The following is a 15857-nucleotide window of genomic DNA, read 5'->3' as shown; positions in this document are numbered from 1 at the left end:
CTCTGCGTTGAGTGACAGTCATCACGTCGACCAACACTCGAACGAGTGGTTGTCCCCAGGATTCGTTCAGAACTGTTCGTCTACCGATAACCCGCACCTTTATACGATAGTTTAACAGCCAATGAATGTACTCGGTAGTGACTACATACCGACTCCCCGTTGACATCATCCACCGCCCTCCCCTTCCGTTCAGCGACCCCTCAGTGGATCTCCCGGTATTGGTAGTCACTGCTGAGTATCGTCTTCTTCGACTCGGATCGACCGAGTCCCGGTACTGCTTTGTACCATGCGCCGGTTAGTATGGTACATAATGACACGATCATCGGTCGACGCCGTCTCGAGAGGCAGTAGCAGACCTCCGGGAGCAAAGCACTTAACCGCGGACCGGCCCGACCTACGGACAATCGCCCCGAACAAATTATGAACGAAGTGCAACTCGAAGTGGCGAAAGCCTACCCCAACGATTCGGGACGCGGTATCGCTCGTCTCGACCCCGACACCCTCTTGCATCTCAAGTTGTCGCCGGGCGACATCATCGAGATCGAAGGTGGCGAAACGACCGCCGCCAAGGTGTGGCGCGCCGACCGGCAGGACTGGAACACCGATACGGTTCGCATCGACGGCTTCACCCGTCAGAACGCGGACGTCGGCATCGGCGAGCGTGTGACGATTCGCAAAGCCGAGGCCGAAAAGGCCGAGACGCTCGTTTTGGCCCCACCGGAGGAAGCCAGCGTCCAGTTCGGCTCCGACGCCGCTGGCATGGTCAAACGCCAGATCCTCAAGCGCCCGGTGGTTGAACGCGACATCGTCCCTGTGATGAGTTCCACGAACCACCCGTTCATGCGCTCGCCAGGCCAGGCGATCCCCCTCATCGCGGTCGAAACCGAGCCGGATGGTGTCTGTCTCATTACTGAAGATACCGAGGTCGAACTCCGCGAGGAACCGATCTCGGGGTTCGAAAAGACCGGCGGCGGAATCACGTACGAGGACATCGGCGGGCTCCAAAGCGAAATCCAACGCGTCCGCGAGATGGTCGAACTGCCGATGAAACACCCTCAGATCTTCAAGAAACTGGGGATAGAGCCGCCGCAGGGCGTGTTGCTTCACGGTCCGCCGGGCACCGGCAAGACGTTGCTGGCCAAGGCCGTCGCCAACGAGACCTCTGCGAGTTTCTTCTCGATTGCCGGGCCGGAGATCATCTCGAAATACTACGGGGAAAGCGAACAACAACTCAGGGAGATCTTCGAGGACGCCAAAGAGGAGTCACCCGCGATAATCTTCATCGACGAACTCGACTCCATCGCGCCCAAGCGCGAGGACGTGACCGGCGAAGTCGAACGCCGCGTCGTCGCCCAGTTGCTGACGATGATGGACGGCCTCGAAGCGCGTGGCCAAGTCATCGTGATCGCCGCGACGAATCGCGTCGACAGCGTCGATCCCGCGCTGCGGCGCCCCGGTCGGTTCGACCGAGAAATCGAAATCGGTGTGCCCGACGAAGTGGGCCGCAAGGAAATACTGCAGATCCACACCCGCGGCATGCCGCTGTCGGACGACGTCTCGCTCGATCATCTGGCCGACGAGACCCACGGCTTCGTCGGCGCTGACATCGAGAGTCTGACCAAGGAGGCCGCGATGAAAGCACTCCGGCGCTACCTCCCCGAGATCGACCTCGACGAGGAGGACATCCCGCCGAGCTTGATCGACCGGATGATCGTCAAGCGCAGCGACTTCGGCGGTGCACTCGCGGAGGTCGAGCCGTCGGCGATGCGCGAAGTCCTAGTTGAACTCCCCAAAATCACGTGGGACGACGTCGGCGGACTTGAATCGCCGAAACAGCAGGTCAAAGAAAGCGTCGAGTGGCCGCTGACGACGCCCGAGAAGTTCGACCGGATGGGCGTCGACGCGCCCAAAGGCGTGTTGCTCTACGGCCCGCCCGGCACGGGCAAAACGCTGATGGCGAAAGCGGTCGCCAGCGAGACCAACGCGAACTTCATCTCGGTTCGTGGCCCACAGCTGCTGTCGAAATGGGTCGGCGAGTCGGAGAAAGCGATTCGCCAGACGTTCAGAAAAGCCCGCCAGGTGAGCCCGACGATCATCTTCTTCGACGAGCTCGACAGCCTCGCACCCGCTCGTGGCCAGGAAATGGGCAACAACGTCTCAGAGCGCGTGGTCAATCAGCTGTTAACCGAGCTCGACGGGCTCGAAGAGATGGGCAACGTGATGGTGATCGGCGCAACGAACCGACCGGATATGATCGATCCCGCCCTGATCCGGTCGGGTCGGTTCGACCGGTTAGTGATGATCGGTCAGCCCGACGAGGAAGGCAGAGAACAGATTCTTCGAATTCACACCGCCGAGACGCCGCTCGCTCCGGACGTCAGTCTCAGAGAGATTGCCGAAATTACGGATGGCTACGTCGGCTCGGATCTCGAATCGATCGCCCGCGAGTCGGCCATTGAAGCGCTTCGTGACGACGACGACGCGACCGAAGTCGAAATGCAGCACTTCCGCAAGGCCATGGAGTCGGTCCGTCCAACCGTCACCGACGATCTCATGACCTACTACGAGGAGATCGAAGACCAGTTCCGCGGCGGCGGCCGCGAAGGGTTCAGCGAACGGCGTGACCGCCGGATCGGCTTCCAGTAACGTCGCTGTCTTGCCGTCGCGCTCGTGTTACCCAGTTTTGGCGGCAAATCAGCGATTGGTCAGAAGGGTTGTAGGGTTAGTAGATCAGTTCGTCGTTGTTGTCGATCATGTAGAGCGCTCGCGCCGCGATGTTAACCGAGTGGTCACCGATGCGCTCGATATCACGGATGGTCAACAGGAACCGAGAGACGTCGGCCATGAACTGTTCGATATCCTCGTCTGAATCCATTGTGTCGCTCTCGATCAGTTCACGAACGACCGTGTCGCTGGCGACCTCACAGAGGTAGTCGAGATCGTCGTCACGTTCGTCGACACTGTAACACTGTTGTATGTCGTTGTCAGCGTAGGCGGCCATTGCCTCGTCGAGCATCTCCAGCGTCACTGTACCGAGCTCTTGAATATCGATCTCGGGGAAGATACTGGTTTCGCCTTCAATAGCGTACTCGCCGAGGTTCGTCGCGAGATCGGCGATGCGTTCGAGATCGGTGATGATCTTGAATGAGGCTGCAATAAAGCGGAGATCCCCGGCAACCGGCTGTTGGAGCGCGATGAGATCGGTACACTGCTTTTCGAGATCGAGATACTGCTGGTTGATCTCGGCGTCGCCCTCGATCACCTGATGGGCGAGTTCGTGGTCGTTGGTTTCGAGCGCGTCGAGACCCATCTCCAGACGCTCGGCAACCGTCTCGCTCATATCGAGAACGTCAGCCCGCAGCTCTGCAAGTTGGGATTGATATTCGTTTCGTGGCATATCGGCAATGGGGCAAGGCGGTAGAAAAGAATTGCTCACCAAAATCCGACTGGTGTGTTAGCCGAACTTGCCGGTAATGTAGTCCTCAACACGCTGATGTTCCGGATTCTCGAAGATCGTCTGGGTGTCGTCGAACTCCACGAGCTCCCCACCAGTCAGAAAGACGCCTGTTTTGTCCGAGATTCGGGCAGCCTGCTGCATGTTGTGAGTGACGATGATGACGGTGTACTCCTCGGAGATGTCGGCAATCAGGTCTTCAATCTGCGAGGTGGCGACGGGATCGAGCGCGCTCGCTGGTTCGTCCATCAAAATCACTTCTGGGTCAGGTGCGATCGCTCGCGCGATACAGAGTCGTTGTTGTTGGCCGCCCGAGAGTTCGAGTCCCGATTCGTCGAGGCGGTCTTTGACCTCGTCCCAGAGTGCTGCGCCCTTGAGCGCCCGTTCGACACGAGCGTCGACATCGCCATCGAAGCCCTGGATATCGAGGCCGTAGGCGACGTTGTCGCGGATCGACTTCGGGAACGGGTTGGGTTGTTGGAACACCATGCCGATTTTACGGCGCAGCGCGACCGGATCGACGTCGTCGTCGTAGACGTTTTTGCCGCCGAAATAGAGCGCACCCTCGACACGGGCTGACGAAATAAGGTCATTCATCCGGTTGATACACCGGAGGAACGTCGACTTGCCACAGCCCGACGGGCCGATCAGCGCAGTGACACGCTTTTCGGGAATCTCCATCGAGATGTCGCGGAGCGCCTGCTCGGAGCCATAAAAGACGTTGATATCCTCCGAGCGGATAATCGGTTCTTCGACGAGTGACCCCGATGGTGACTGGTTCGATCCGGCGAGATTTGAGCCGGGTGTCGGCGATGACACGACCTCGTCTGTCCCCTCGGCGTCAGTTTCGGGTTCACTCATAAACGTACCACGTAGTTATTTCGACTGCAAATAGCTGTTGCGGAACTATACGACTCGGTCGACAAAGTACAGACTCGACACCTCTCGAGCCGCCGAGAGTGTCCGAGACCGTATTCGCGTCGACAAGCGACCTCACGACCGTTCCGTGAGGAACCCATCACAATCCTTTTGAAAACGTAAGTTAACTATCATGTATGTCCACGCGAGGAGTTGGTCTCTGGTTGCGAATGATCGCTGCGGGTAGTTCGCTGCTGGTCGTGCTGGCAGTCCTCCTGGTCGGTTTTTTACATGCTGGCGGTCGGTTCCGAACTTACCGACCCGTTCGGTGTGGCGTCGCTGGTCGCCGGAGCGATCCTCCTGGTCGTTGGCTATCTGGAGTACAGACAGCTCGAGACGATAGAAGCGCTGGCCGATGCGCATCCGGTCGACCGAGAGACAGCTCCCGAATTGTACCGAACCACGACCAAAGTCGCGGCGATGTTCGACGTCCCGGTGCCCACGAGTGCGGTCTGGGTTTGTGGGCGAGCGATCACTGCACGACTCTCGCGGCATCGCGAACTGGCTGCCGACCGTGCGGCCGCCCACGTGACCGGCTCGCCGTCGACGCTTGCGGCGGCGCTGCGCACGCTCGACAGCGAGATCGACAACACCCCGGAGCGTGACCTGCGAGCAGTCTCCGAAATCTCCTCGCTATCGATCCTCTCGCTGAAGCCCGTCGAACCCACCAAGATCATGCTGGGCGCCGAGGGCGATGTCGAGCCCGCATACTGGTGGCTCCGAAAACGACTCCACCGACTCAACCACTGGCTGTTTGTCAGCCATCCACCGACCGACGAGCGGATCGACGCTCTCTCCGAACTCGAAGCCGACCACAACTGAGTCTTCTGGATCGAGTTGGTCGACGCGGTCTGTTTTCGACCGCACAATAGCTATCGCGAGATAGTACGATCGACCGGCCGTACGCTTCTGTTTATCGCCAGTAGCTTTAGTATCACAGAAACCGGAATGATAAAACCAGTTGACTACTACTCAGCTAACATAGTATGCGGTTTTTAGTAACAATACCTGACATGTCTGCCGCAGCGCGTGGGCGACGTGGTGTCGCACGACCGGACTGCTGGCAGTCGCCGGCGGCCAGCCGGCACAGCCGTCCAACGGGAGCTTGGGCATAATATGTCAGACGAACACTCGGCTTCGAACGTCGTTTTGATCACCGTCGACTCGCTGCGGGCCGACGCGATCAGTCCGTACGACGACGAGCGACACACGCCGGTCATGGAGTCGCTCGCCGACCGCGGCACGGTCTTCGAGCACGCGTTCGCCACCGGCAACTGGACGCCGTTTTCGTTCCCCTCGATTCTCGCCTCCCGGCCGGTGTTCGCCGATTCGGGCCGGATCGGCGTCGAGGAGTCGACGACGCTTGCCTCGGCCGTCTCCGAAGGTGGCGTCTCGACGGGCGGGTTCAACGCCGCCAACGGATTTCTGACCTCTCACTGGGGATACGACGAGGGGTTCGACGAGTTCGAACCGTTCGTCGCCAGCGTCGGCTCGAACATCTACAGCCGGTATCTCGCCACGCATCCCACCGTCGAGGCGTGGATTCAGCTGCTGACCTCGCCGGTTCGCCGAGCGAGCTCGTGGCTCCGCCGGGATACGCACGACCACCTGTTTTTGGACGCCTCCCGGATGGTCGACGTCGAAGCGGCCGCGACCTCGTTCATCGAATCGGCCGACGGACCCTTCTTCCTGTGGGTTCACTACATGGACACCCACACGCCGTACGTTCCGGCCCCACGCTACATCCGGGACGTTTCGTCGGACCTCTTGGGCACCCATCGGATGTTCCGCGCGCACACACGCACCGGCCTTGGCTTGGATGTCGGCGAGAAAACCCTCCGGGACCTTCGGATGCTGTATCAGGCCACTGTCCGACAGGTCGACGCCAGCATCGGTCGACTGATGGATACGATGTCGGCAAACGATCTCGACGACGAGACCGCCGTCATCGTTGCCGGTGACCACGGCGAGGAGTTCCAGGACCACGGCCACCTCGCGCACTACCCGAAACTCTACGACGAGTTGATTCACGTGCCGCTGATCGTCGACGTGCCCGAGACGGCCGCCCGGCGGATCAGCCAGCACGTCAGCCTCGATGCGATTGCACCGACAGTCACCGAACTCCTGTCGGTCGACACACCGGCCGAGTGGCGTGGGACGTCGCTGGTCCCGAGTATATACGATGGGTCGACGCCCGTCGACGAGCCAGTCATTTCGGTGACCGTCCGCGGCGAGTCGGTGACCGCTCAGCCGATTCCGCGCTCGCTCGACGACGGCGAGCTGTGGATCAGCGTCCGCGACCGCGAGTGGACCTACATCGAGAACACCGAGACGGAAGCGACAGAGCTGTACGACCGTCGTTCTGATCCGACCCAACAGACGGATCTCTCCGAGGATCCGACTGACGAACAGCAGGCCGTCATCGACCGGTTTTCGGTGCTCGTCGACGAGCATGCCGCGATGTTGAACGATTCCGAACGCAACACGGACACCAATGCGTCGACCGACGGCGTCGACACTGATCTCGAAGCACAGTTGGAGGCGCTGGGGTATCGATAGTGGTTCGGTCCGTTCTCCGAACCCTCGTCGACAGTCCACTCGCCACACGACTCCGCCGGTTCGTCGCCGTCGGGGCGTTCGCCGCAGGCGTGCAGATGGTACTGCTCTGGCTGTTCGTCGATATGGCGGGTATAAACTATCTAATAGCTGCAACAATCGCGATCGAGATCACGATCGTTCTCGCGTACGTTCTCAACAACGCCTGGACGTTCAAAGCGATTCAGAACACCGGTCGACGGGCGTATGTTCTCGGCCTCGCCAAAACGAACGTCGTCCGCGGGACCGCCATTCCGATCCAACTCGGCATCTTGTTCGTTCTCGTCGAGTGGGCCAGCAGTATGTATCTGATCGCGAACGCAGTCGCCATTGTCCTCAGCGGGCTCTACCGGTACGTTCTCGACGTGCGATGGACGTGGAACGGATAGATCGTCGACGCTCAACTGAGATCCGAACCAGTAAAACCGGTGGTAGTCCAACATCGGATATGGCTCTACTTACGTCCCAAGCGCTCCCGATCGAAGCGACCGCAATCGCCGTACTCGTGGTCAGCATCCTCATTACGATCCTCTGGCTGATTTCGGTTTTCCGGTAGTCGACAGCTACCAACTAGTAGTTAGCTCCTACCAGCCGGTAGGATTTGCCTACTCGCCGTCGAGTCGCCGGACGCGCGCGGCGAACCAGTCAACGGCCTCGTCGACGACCGCCGGGTCGGTCCCCGAGAACTTCACTCGAACGCTCTCGCCGGGGTAGCTGCCGACAGCCACATCGAACTCCTCGGCGACCGCCTGGAGTCGGTCGACCAGCGCGCTTTCGGGCTCGGCGACGACAACCGTTTTCGTGTGGATCGGCTCGCCCGAGAACTCCTCGGCGACCGTCTCGAACATCGCTTTCATCTCGGCTGGCACGCCGGGGAGTATATAAACGGAGTCGACCACACAGCCGGGAGCGACACCTTCCTCGTTGGGAAGCATTCGAGCCCCCTCGGGTAGCTGTGCGGTGCCGACCGCTCGCTCGTCGGCCGAGTAGCCGCCGTGTTCGGTGAGCCACTCCTGGGCGGCTTCGTGCGTACTCACCGGTCGACCCAGTGCGGCCCCCACGCCCTCCATCGTCAGGTCGTCCGGTGTGGGTCCGAGACCGCCGGTGACGATCACCGCCTCGTACTCGGTGCGGTACTCGTCGACGACTCCTGCAATGTCGTCGATCCGGTCGGGGACGGTCGTGATCCGCTTGACGCGGCAGCCGCGGGCGGTGAGCTGGTCGGCGAGCCACGCCGAATTCGTGTCGACGGTCGCTCCGGCCAGCAGTTCGTCACCGACAGTGACGATGGCGACGTTCATCGGTTTTTGCCCTCGTCTTCGTCACCGTCGTCATCGGTGGCGTCGGCTTCAGTATCGAGACCCATCTCGACGCGGATGTCGTGAAGCCGGTCGATCTGTCGGCGGTAGTAGTAGAGGCCGCCCACAGCCACAACCGAGAGCAGCGCCACTGCACCCCCGAAGATGTAGAGGTCCCGCACGAGATAGTACTGGACGAGGATGGTCTCGCCGACGACCTCGTCCCACGTCACGTGGACACGGTTGTCGATGACTTCGGTTTCAGCACCGCCCGGAGAGGCCGAGCCGAACGGGGCGATATCCATCCGATAGTCCTCGGGCAGCACCACCTCGTAGGAGCCCTCGACGTAGATCGGGATCGTAAACTGTCGAGGGGTTGCCTCCGTCAAGAAGGCGAACTGACCCGCCGCTGGCGCAGTTACCTCGACCTCGGTTGGCGTCTGGTCGATCTCACCGCCACGGTCGCGTATCTCCGAACCAGAGATCACCGTGCCGTTGTCGGCGTACCGGAACCGGACCGCCGAGATCTCCAACGGCTCTTCCTGGCCGATGCCTGCTGGCCTGTACAGTTCGAACTGTTGGCCATCGTCGACCTGGTAGACCGCTTGGACCTCCGACGGCGAGTGAAGATCGAACCTGACGTCACGATCGGTCTCCCAGGTGTACGGTTCGGCTGGCTCACGATCGAGTCGGTCGTCGGGGATCTCGCCACCGCCGGTGACGTAGTCCAGACAGCCACCGCTGATCGCGATCACGAGCACTGCCACAACTGCGAGGCCGAGCCGCCGGTTCATCGACCCTCCAGGCGAACTGGGTTCGTACAGACGGGTCGACCGGCGACTCCGGGCCCACCAGGCGGGCGGTTCGAGGCCACAGTCTCACACGTATTGTTTCGTTCCATGGCGGCGTTTGCCGAGACGTTGTTCGTTTGGCTAGTGCTGGGCTGGCCTGTTGAGCCTATCGCAATCGACTCGGGCGAACGATGATACCACTGGCCAGCGAAACGGTTTGCAGGTCCCTCCAATGGCACCCACGCTCGAAACCCCGGTCGACATCGGCCAGCTCTCGCTGAAAAACCGCCTCTATCGCGCGCCGCTTTTGGAGTGTGCGGCCAACGGCCCCGAGGCGGTCGACACCCTCATACGGGAGCTCGAACCTGCCGCCGCGTCGGGGGCCGGACTCGTCTGTCAGGGCGCGACGATCGTCCGCGGACCCGGCGGCTGTGCGGCCCCCAATATGACCTACGTTGACGACCCCGACTTCGTGTCGACGCTCTCACGGCTGACTGACGCGGTCCACGCCCACGGCGCAGCGATCGCGATCCAACTCGAACACGGCGGCCTACGAAGTATGGAGACGTGGCACCACGGCTTTCGGCGCGAGCACTCCGATCTCCAACAGCTCGCGGTTTCGCGCCCGCCGCGCCCCCTTTGGCTCGCCGACCGCCTGGGACTGCTTTCGTACGACCCACACGTCCTTTCGACCGACGAAATCTACGAGCTTGCGGCCGACTTCGGCCGCTCGGCGAAGTGGGCATCCGAGGCTGGCTACGACATCATACATATCGCGGGCGCGAACATGGGTATCGTCCACCAGTTCTGCTCGCCCTTTTATAATCGGCGGGCGGACGAGTTCGGCGACGGGGTTCGGTTTCTAGAACTCGTCGCCGAAGAGATCCGCGAGCGGTGCGGCGACGTCCCGCTGATGACCAAGGTCCCGGCCGAATCGTCGACGCCGCTCGGCGTCGGCCCGCACCTCTCGGAGGCCGACGCAGTGCGGATCTGCGAGCGCCTCGAGCGGGCCGGATTCGACGCCCTCGTTCCGGTCACTGGTTCGGTGATCTGGGATATGAGTATTATAAAAGGCGCGTTCCCCGGTCGGGCGTGGGGCGACGACCGGTTCACCGAGGGGTACGACGAGGCTTTCGGCGGCCCACTCCGGCGGCGGCTCGCGGCAGCGGCGACCTGGCTCGACTCGCGGCTGTACAGCTACGAGCCAGCGTGGAACAGCGGGCTGTGTCGGCGTGTCCGCGAGCGCGTCGACGTTCCCGTGCTCGCCGAGGGCGGCATTCGAAGCCGCGGACAGATCGACGAACTGCTCGACGGCCACTGTGATCTGGTCGGATTGGGTCGTCCCTTCTATGCCGAGCCACGACTCCCGGCGCGCCTGCTCAATGCGAGTACGGAAACGACCGTCGTCTGTGAGAACTGTAACAACTGCACGGTGCCACAGGCCGCCAGCGAGCCGGGCGTCTGTCGAACGCCGGCGGTGTTGGCCGAAGCCGGTCGGCTTCGAAAAGCACGAGCCTACGAGGTGTCCGACTCGGACTCCTGACCGGACCGCGCTGACCAGTCGGCGGGGATGTATTTTTATACCCCGACTCAGTGCAGATGGTATGAACCGGGCAACAACGTTCATCACGGGAGCCCTCAGCGGGCTGGCGGCGGTGGCTGGCTGGCGCTACTACCACACACGGACGGCGACAAAGGTGCAGTACGAGAGCCGTCGGCTGCTTGAGGGAGTCGAGATTCGACAGTATCCGACGGTCGTCGTCGCCGAAACGGTCGCCGACACCGAATCGGAGGCACGCAGCAGGCTCCGGAGCTATCTCTCGGGAGCCAACTCCGCAACGACGGCGATTTCGGAGACGACACCGGTTCGAATACAGCCCGAACCGATCGCCCTGTCGACCGCCACACAGGCGCAGTCGTCGACCGATCGAACGCGGATCGGTGTGTATCTCCCGCCATCGTACACCCCACAGACAGCCCCGAAACCGAGCGATCTGTCGGTGCTGCTCACCGTCGAAACACCCCGAACCGTGGCCGTTCGACCGGTTTCTCGGTATCCCCGCGCCGACCGTGTCGAACGCGCCGAAACACGACTCCAGTCGACGCTCGCCGAACACGACCTCGTTGCGGTCGGCTCGCCGTTCGTTTTTCGGTACGAAAACACGCTGCTCGGCTCGTTGACCGAACGGGCCGAAGTCGGCATCGAAATCGCCTAACAACACCCCCGCTTGAGGTTCGCGGTTAGCTTGTCGTGTTTGATTAGCGCTAGACGAACCCGGTTACAGAGAGACGACTGCAGTTACAGGTAGTCGTGTTCGACGAGCCGATCGACCGCCTCACGAAGTCGCTCTTCGCTCGCGGCATACGAGATTCGCGCGTAGCCCGGTGCGCCGAACGCACTTCCCGGCACGGTGGCGACGTGGGCCTCCTGGATCGCGCCCTCACACCACGCCTGATCGTCCTCGTCGACCGGGAGCATCATATAAAAGGCCCCGTCGCCGATGGGGACGTCGACGTCGTGTTCGGCAAAGAGATCGGCGAGCATGTCGCGGCGCTCGCGGAACGCCTCGCGCATTTCGACGACCGCGTCGTCGGTTCGGTCGGAGAGTGCCTCGACGCCAGCGTGCTGGACGAAGTTCACTGCGCAGGAAACCGAATGCGAGTGCAGTTTGCCTGCTTCGTCGATCAGGTCCTGCGGGGCGTGAATGTAGCCGAGTCGCCAGCCGGTCATCGAAAACGCCTTCGAAAAGCCGTTGAGCGTGATAGTGCGATCTGCCATCCCCTCAAGCGAGCCGAGCGAGGTCTGCTCGACACCATACGTAATGCGTTCGTAGATCTCGTCAGAAATGACGGCGAAGTCGTGTTCGACTGCCAGATCCCGAACGCCTTCCAGGGCGGCGTCTGAGTACACGGCCCCAGTCGGGTTCGACGGCGAGTTGACGACCAACAGTTTCGTCTCGTCGGAGACCGCGTCGGCCAGATCGTCGAGCGCGGGTTCGAGCTGGAACTCGTACGGTGCCAGGTCGACGCGGTTCAGTGATCCGCCAGCCAACTTGACCATCGCCTCGTAGGAGACCCACGCCGGATCCAGCAGGACGACCTCGTCACCGTCGTCGATGAGGGTGGTAAACGTCTCGTAGAGCCCCTGTTTGCCGCCAGGAGTGACGATGATCTCGTCGGCCGAAGCGTCGACGCCCTGACCCTGTAGTTTGGCCGCGATCGCCTCACGAAGCTCCGGAATCCCGTTCGAGGGCGTGTAGCTCGTGTGCCCCGCGTCGAGTGCCTCTTTCGCGGCGTCGACGATGTTTTCTGGCGTCGGGAAGTCGGGCGCGCCGACCGAGAGGTCGACGACATCGATTCCCTGTGCCTCCAGTTCGCTCGACAGATTACTGATCGCCAGCGTTGCGCTCGGCTCGACCCGGCCGACGCGGTCTGCAAACTCCATGTTCATTGTCCTACCTCCACCATATCAATCGCCGCGTTTACCGCTTCCGCTCCTTTGTCGACGCGCTCTCTGGCCTCCGCGCCGCTCATCCCCGGCCCACTCACACCGAAGGTGACGGGCGTATCGTGATCGAGGCTTACCTGTGTGAGTCCCTGTGCGGCCGCGTCGGCGATGACGCGATCGTGGTCGGTGTCGCCAGAAACGATTGCGCCGATGACGGCGACAGCGTCGACCTCCTCGCGGCGGGCGAGTCGGTCGGCCGCCAGCGGCGAGTCGTACGCGCCCGGTACATCGAGTGTGTCGACGATTTCGGCCCCTCTCGCCGCGGCGGCCTTCTCGGCGGCGGCGGCCATCCCCGAGGTGACCGAGTCGTTAAATTGTGCTACCACCAGTCCCAGTGCAGTCATAGCCGTCGATTGGAGGGTTCAGCAAAAGAACTACCGTTCGTGGGGCGCAAGCAGATCGACAGGCGCAGCGTTGCAAGCAGATCGACAGGCGGAACACGAACGTTTTCCCCGACCGCCTCTAACCGTTGAGGTGTGACATCCGGGCCAACGCCAGACAGCCGGTACAGCTGGTTCGTGGCGAGTATCGGTGCGTTCACGATGATCTTCACCTTCGGGACACCGCTTTCGTACGGTATTTTCCGTGGACCCTTCAGCGAGGCTTTCGGCGTCTCGCCGGTCGCGCTGTCGACCGTCTTTTCGGTGATGCTGTTTACCTTTTTTATCGGCTCGGGCCTCATCGGCGTGCTGTCGGTCCGACTGCCCGCCCGCGGGGTGCTCCTGGCGACGACGGCCGCCACCGTCCTCATCGCGCCATCGCTGTACGTCGTCGACTCCTACAGTGGCCTGCTGGTCGTCTTCGCAGTCCTCGGATTGGCGCTCGGCACGGCGTTCGTTCTGACGGCCTCGATCGTCCCACGGTGGTTCGAGACGTACCGCGGTGCTGCGACGGGCCTTATTTTCGTCGGCAACGGCCTCGGACTGTTCGTCCTGCCGCCGCTGTGGCAGTGGGCGTTCGCCTCCTTCGGCGTCCGCCGGGGGTTTCTGGCGATTATGGGCGTGACAGCGGTCGCCTTCCTGTTCGCGGCTATCGTGTGTCGACGCCCGCCATGGACCGAGGGATCGGCACCGTCGACCCGCGACCTCCTCGCGTGGGTTCGCGGGCTGGTCGGTACCCGAAGTTTTCAACTCTTGTTCGTTGGAATAGGACTCGCGTTCGCGTGGTACCAACTGCTCGCCGCCTATGCGGTCGACCTGTTTGCCGCCCGGGGGCTGACCGAGGCCGCGGCGTCGACGGCCTTCGGCTTTATCGGCGGCGTCAGCATTATCTCCCGTATCGGTGGCGGCTACCTCGGCGATCGCTTCGGCTCCAGACGAGCCTTCTTGGCCTCGCTGGGCTGTTCGACCGTCGGGATCACCCTGCTCGTGGTGCCGGAGGTTTCGGTCCTCGCGGTCGGTGTCTTCCTGATCGGCCTCGGGCTGGGCGGCTCTGCGACCCTTTATATCCCGGTGTTGATGAGCGTGTACCCGCCCGAAAAAGACACCGCCGTCATCGGGGTGTTCAACGTCGCTGGGGGTCTTGGCTCGCTGGCGATGCCGCCGCTGGGGACGGCGAGCATTTCGTACACGAACGGCTACACCGCGGCCATCGTATTGACAGTCGGGGTGACGCTCGTCGCCTTCTGGCTCGTTGTCGCTGGCACCAACGCCAGTCGGTCGACGTGAGTGAGTCTGTATGTAAATCAGCTAGACTTTTCACAGGGGAATGTAATCACGAGATATGGCAACCAACACCGGTAGCAGCGGCGGTAATCTCACAGATCAGTATTCGACGCTTGTCTGGCTCGTCGCCATCGTCGTCGGGCTGTTGTCGTTCCCGATCGGGCTGCTCATCCCCGCGTATTTCTACATCAAAGCCGACAAAGGCCAGGGGGTCACACAGAGCGCGTTGGAAGTCTGGACAGTCATCATCCTCGGTATCTTCGGGATTGCGGCCGTCGAGTTGGGCGGCCGCAAGGGTGCGAAGATCCTCTGGGTTATCACCGCTGTGCTGTTCGTGCTGGGCGTTCTCGGTGCGATGGCGGCAGTGTTTATGATCTAACGGTTCTCGCAACCAACCCGTTCGCGCCTCCCTAGTTGAGAATCCTTATGGCCCGTCGACCGAATCGGTCGGGTATGACAACCACGCTTCCCGGTCCGACCCTCGGCGTCGTCGGCGGGGGCCAACTCGGGCGCATGCTCGGCGAGGCCGCCGCCCCACTCGGCGTCGACCTCGTTGTCCTTGATCCGACCCCCGAGTGTCCGGCTTCGCCGGTCGCCCGCGAGCAGATCGTCGGCGACTTCGACGATCCCGACGCCATCAGAGAACTCGCCTCGGTCAGCGATGCACTGACCTACGAGATCGAACTCGCCGACCCAGACGTCCTCGCGGAGGTCAGCGAGGAGTACGATATCCCCGTTAATCCGGACCCCAAAACCCTCCGGACGATCCAAGACAAACTCGTCCAGAAGGAGGCGCTGGCGGACGCCGGGATTCCGGTGCCGGAGTTCATCGGCATCGGCGGCGAGAAGGATCTTAAACTCGCGGTCGACGAACTCGACGGCGTAATGCTCAAAGCCCGCGAGGGCGGCTACGACGGCCGGGGGAACACGCCCGTGCAGGACCTCGAGGATGCAGCCGACGCGCTCGACGAACTAGGCGTCGACACGATGGCCGAATCCTTTGTCCCCTTCGCGCGTGAACTGAGCGTCATCGGTGTCAAAGGCGCAGACGAAGTAGCGACCTACCCCGTCACCGAGACCATCCACGAGGAGGAGATCCTGCGGGCCAGCGTCTCACCGGCCCGGACCGACGACGAGACGCTCGATCGCGCCCGCGAGGTCGCTACTGACGTCTTGGAGTTTCTCGACGGCTGGGGCGTCTATGGCATCGAACTGTTCGAAACCGAAGCTGGTGAGATTTTGGTCAACGAGATCGCCCCCCGACCCCACAACTCCGGCCACTGGACCATCGAGGGCGCACGCACCTCGCAGTTCGAGAACCACATTCGGGCCGTCCTCGGCTGGCCGCTCGGCCCCACTGACCTCCGAGAACTGACCGTCTCGGCCAACATCCTCGGTGACGTGAGGGAGCCAGAGGAGGCGACGCTTTACAATGTCGACACCATCCTCGACAAACCGAACGCCCACATGCACTGGTACGGAAAAACGCAGGTTCGCCCGCTCCGAAAGATGGGCCACGTGACCGTCACCGACCCCGAGGAGGGTGGCCGCGACGCGCTACTCGACCGCACCGAATCGCTCAGCGACGACCTGACGTTCGTTGGAGAATCGCAGTAGTAACAGCCTACC

The 15857-nt window shown here is 62.1% G+C and carries 15 protein-coding genes; 9 read left to right on the top strand and 6 right to left on the bottom strand.

Annotated elements, in window-relative coordinates; translation table 11 throughout:
• Window positions 1–420 precede the first annotated feature (420 nt).
• Complete coding sequence (locus tag O2S87_RS01820; RefSeq protein ID WP_475407094.1) at window positions 421–2646, top strand: CDC48 family AAA ATPase; 2226 nt, start codon at window positions 421–423, stop codon at window positions 2644–2646.
• Window positions 2647–2722: 76 nt separating this feature from the next.
• On the opposite strand, the gene phoU is transcribed toward O2S87_RS01820, so the two are convergent.
• Window positions 2723–3397: a phosphate signaling complex protein PhoU gene (gene phoU / locus O2S87_RS01815; protein WP_475407093.1), complete on the bottom strand. Its 675-nt coding sequence runs from the start codon at window positions 3395–3397 to the stop codon at window positions 2723–2725.
• 57 nt (window positions 3398–3454) lie between these two features.
• Window positions 3455–4315: a phosphate ABC transporter ATP-binding protein PstB gene (gene pstB / locus O2S87_RS01810; protein ID WP_475407092.1), complete on the bottom strand. Its 861-nt coding sequence runs from the start codon at window positions 4313–4315 to the stop codon at window positions 3455–3457.
• A gap of 288 nt (window positions 4316–4603) precedes the next feature.
• On the opposite strand from pstB, the gene O2S87_RS01805 reads away from it, so the two are divergent.
• The 3 genes from O2S87_RS01805 to O2S87_RS01795 all read left to right on the top strand — a co-directional run bounded on the left by O2S87_RS01805 (window position 4604) and on the right by O2S87_RS01795 (window position 7356).
• Window positions 4604–5194 carry a M48 family metalloprotease gene (locus O2S87_RS01805; RefSeq protein WP_475407091.1) on the top strand — a complete coding sequence of 197 codons (591 nt, stop codon included), beginning with the start codon at window positions 4604–4606 and terminating at the stop codon, window positions 5192–5194.
• A gap of 294 nt (window positions 5195–5488) precedes the next feature.
• Window positions 5489–6931 (top strand): sulfatase, encoded by a 1443-nt coding sequence (locus O2S87_RS01800; protein ID WP_475407090.1) that lies wholly within the window; start codon window positions 5489–5491, stop codon window positions 6929–6931.
• Window positions 6931–7356: a GtrA family protein gene (locus O2S87_RS01795; RefSeq protein ID WP_475407089.1), complete on the top strand. Its 426-nt coding sequence runs from the start codon at window positions 6931–6933 to the stop codon at window positions 7354–7356. The genes O2S87_RS01800 and O2S87_RS01795 overlap by 1 nt, the downstream gene beginning before the upstream one ends.
• Before the next feature lie 216 nt (window positions 7357–7572).
• Here the strand turns inward: O2S87_RS01795 and O2S87_RS01790 are convergent, their stop codons facing one another.
• Together O2S87_RS01790 and O2S87_RS01785 are read right to left on the bottom strand one after the other, a co-directional pair.
• Complete coding sequence (locus O2S87_RS01790) at window positions 7573–8268, bottom strand: competence/damage-inducible protein A (RefSeq protein ID WP_475407088.1); 696 nt, start codon at window positions 8266–8268, stop codon at window positions 7573–7575.
• Window positions 8265–9059, bottom strand: coding sequence for a DUF5803 family protein (locus tag O2S87_RS01785; protein ID WP_475407087.1), 795 nt, complete (start codon window positions 9057–9059; stop codon window positions 8265–8267). The genes O2S87_RS01790 and O2S87_RS01785 overlap by 4 nt, the downstream gene beginning before the upstream one ends.
• Before the next feature lie 229 nt (window positions 9060–9288).
• On the opposite strand from O2S87_RS01785, the gene O2S87_RS01780 reads away from it, so the two are divergent.
• Entirely contained in the window at window positions 9289–10599 is a 1311-nt protein-coding gene (locus O2S87_RS01780; protein WP_475407086.1) for an oxidoreductase, read from the top strand.
• A 61-nt stretch (window positions 10600–10660) separates the two neighbouring features.
• Entirely contained in the window at window positions 10661–11272 is a 612-nt protein-coding gene (locus tag O2S87_RS01775) for an SOUL family heme-binding protein (RefSeq protein WP_475407085.1), read from the top strand.
• Between the two features lie 83 nt (window positions 11273–11355).
• Here O2S87_RS01775 and O2S87_RS01770 read toward each other — a convergent pair whose 3' ends face one another.
• Together O2S87_RS01770 and ribH are read right to left on the bottom strand one after the other, a co-directional pair.
• Window positions 11356–12507 carry a pyridoxal phosphate-dependent aminotransferase gene (locus O2S87_RS01770; protein WP_475407084.1) on the bottom strand — a complete coding sequence of 384 codons (1152 nt, stop codon included), beginning with the start codon at window positions 12505–12507 and terminating at the stop codon, window positions 11356–11358.
• Window positions 12504–12908: a 6,7-dimethyl-8-ribityllumazine synthase gene (gene ribH, locus O2S87_RS01765; RefSeq protein WP_475407083.1), complete on the bottom strand. Its 405-nt coding sequence runs from the start codon at window positions 12906–12908 to the stop codon at window positions 12504–12506. The genes O2S87_RS01770 and ribH overlap by 4 nt, the downstream gene beginning before the upstream one ends.
• Window positions 12909–13106: 198 nt before the next feature.
• On the opposite strand from ribH, the gene O2S87_RS01760 reads away from it, so the two are divergent.
• The 3 genes from O2S87_RS01760 (at window position 13107) to O2S87_RS01750 (ending at window position 15845) form a co-directional block, all read left to right on the top strand.
• Window positions 13107–14231: an MFS transporter gene (locus O2S87_RS01760; protein ID WP_475407170.1), complete on the top strand. Its 1125-nt coding sequence runs from the start codon at window positions 13107–13109 to the stop codon at window positions 14229–14231.
• Between the two features lie 55 nt (window positions 14232–14286).
• Window positions 14287–14607, top strand: a complete 321-nt coding sequence (locus O2S87_RS01755) for a hypothetical protein (RefSeq protein WP_475407082.1) — start codon at window positions 14287–14289, stop codon at window positions 14605–14607.
• Between the two features lie 74 nt (window positions 14608–14681).
• Window positions 14682–15845, top strand: a complete 1164-nt coding sequence (locus tag O2S87_RS01750; protein ID WP_475407081.1) for a 5-(carboxyamino)imidazole ribonucleotide synthase — start codon at window positions 14682–14684, stop codon at window positions 15843–15845.
• Window positions 15846–15857 lie beyond the last annotated feature (12 nt).

The sequence above is a fragment of the Halohasta sp. A2 genome, from assembly GCF_056175805.1.
The sequence above is the reverse complement of the archived record's forward strand: the minus strand, read 5'-3'. Positions and strand labels throughout refer to the sequence as shown.

Excerpts from the sequence above, each read along its gene's own strand:
- O2S87_RS01820 (WP_475407094.1), top strand. The coding sequence starts at position 421 with ATGAACGAAGTGCAACTCGAAGTGGCGAAAGCCTACCCCAACGATTCG.
- phoU (WP_475407093.1), bottom strand. The coding sequence starts at position 3,397 with ATGCCACGAAACGAATATCAATCCCAACTTGCAGAGCTGCGGGCTGAC.
- pstB (WP_475407092.1), bottom strand. The coding sequence starts at position 4,315 with ATGAGTGAACCCGAAACTGACGCCGAGGGGACAGACGAGGTCGTGTCA.
- O2S87_RS01805 (WP_475407091.1), top strand. The coding sequence starts at position 4,604 with ATGCTGGCGGTCGGTTCCGAACTTACCGACCCGTTCGGTGTGGCGTCG.
- O2S87_RS01800 (WP_475407090.1), top strand. The coding sequence starts at position 5,489 with ATGTCAGACGAACACTCGGCTTCGAACGTCGTTTTGATCACCGTCGAC.
- O2S87_RS01790 (WP_475407088.1), bottom strand. The coding sequence starts at position 8,268 with ATGAACGTCGCCATCGTCACTGTCGGTGACGAACTGCTGGCCGGAGCG.
- O2S87_RS01785 (WP_475407087.1), bottom strand. The coding sequence starts at position 9,059 with ATGAACCGGCGGCTCGGCCTCGCAGTTGTGGCAGTGCTCGTGATCGCG.
- O2S87_RS01780 (WP_475407086.1), top strand. The coding sequence starts at position 9,289 with ATGGCACCCACGCTCGAAACCCCGGTCGACATCGGCCAGCTCTCGCTG.
- O2S87_RS01775 (WP_475407085.1), top strand. The coding sequence starts at position 10,661 with ATGAACCGGGCAACAACGTTCATCACGGGAGCCCTCAGCGGGCTGGCG.
- O2S87_RS01770 (WP_475407084.1), bottom strand. The coding sequence starts at position 12,507 with ATGAACATGGAGTTTGCAGACCGCGTCGGCCGGGTCGAGCCGAGCGCA.
- ribH (WP_475407083.1), bottom strand. The coding sequence starts at position 12,908 with ATGACTGCACTGGGACTGGTGGTAGCACAATTTAACGACTCGGTCACC.
- O2S87_RS01760 (WP_475407170.1), top strand. The coding sequence starts at position 13,107 with ATGATCTTCACCTTCGGGACACCGCTTTCGTACGGTATTTTCCGTGGA.
- O2S87_RS01755 (WP_475407082.1), top strand. The coding sequence starts at position 14,287 with ATGGCAACCAACACCGGTAGCAGCGGCGGTAATCTCACAGATCAGTAT.
- O2S87_RS01750 (WP_475407081.1), top strand. The coding sequence starts at position 14,682 with ATGACAACCACGCTTCCCGGTCCGACCCTCGGCGTCGTCGGCGGGGGC.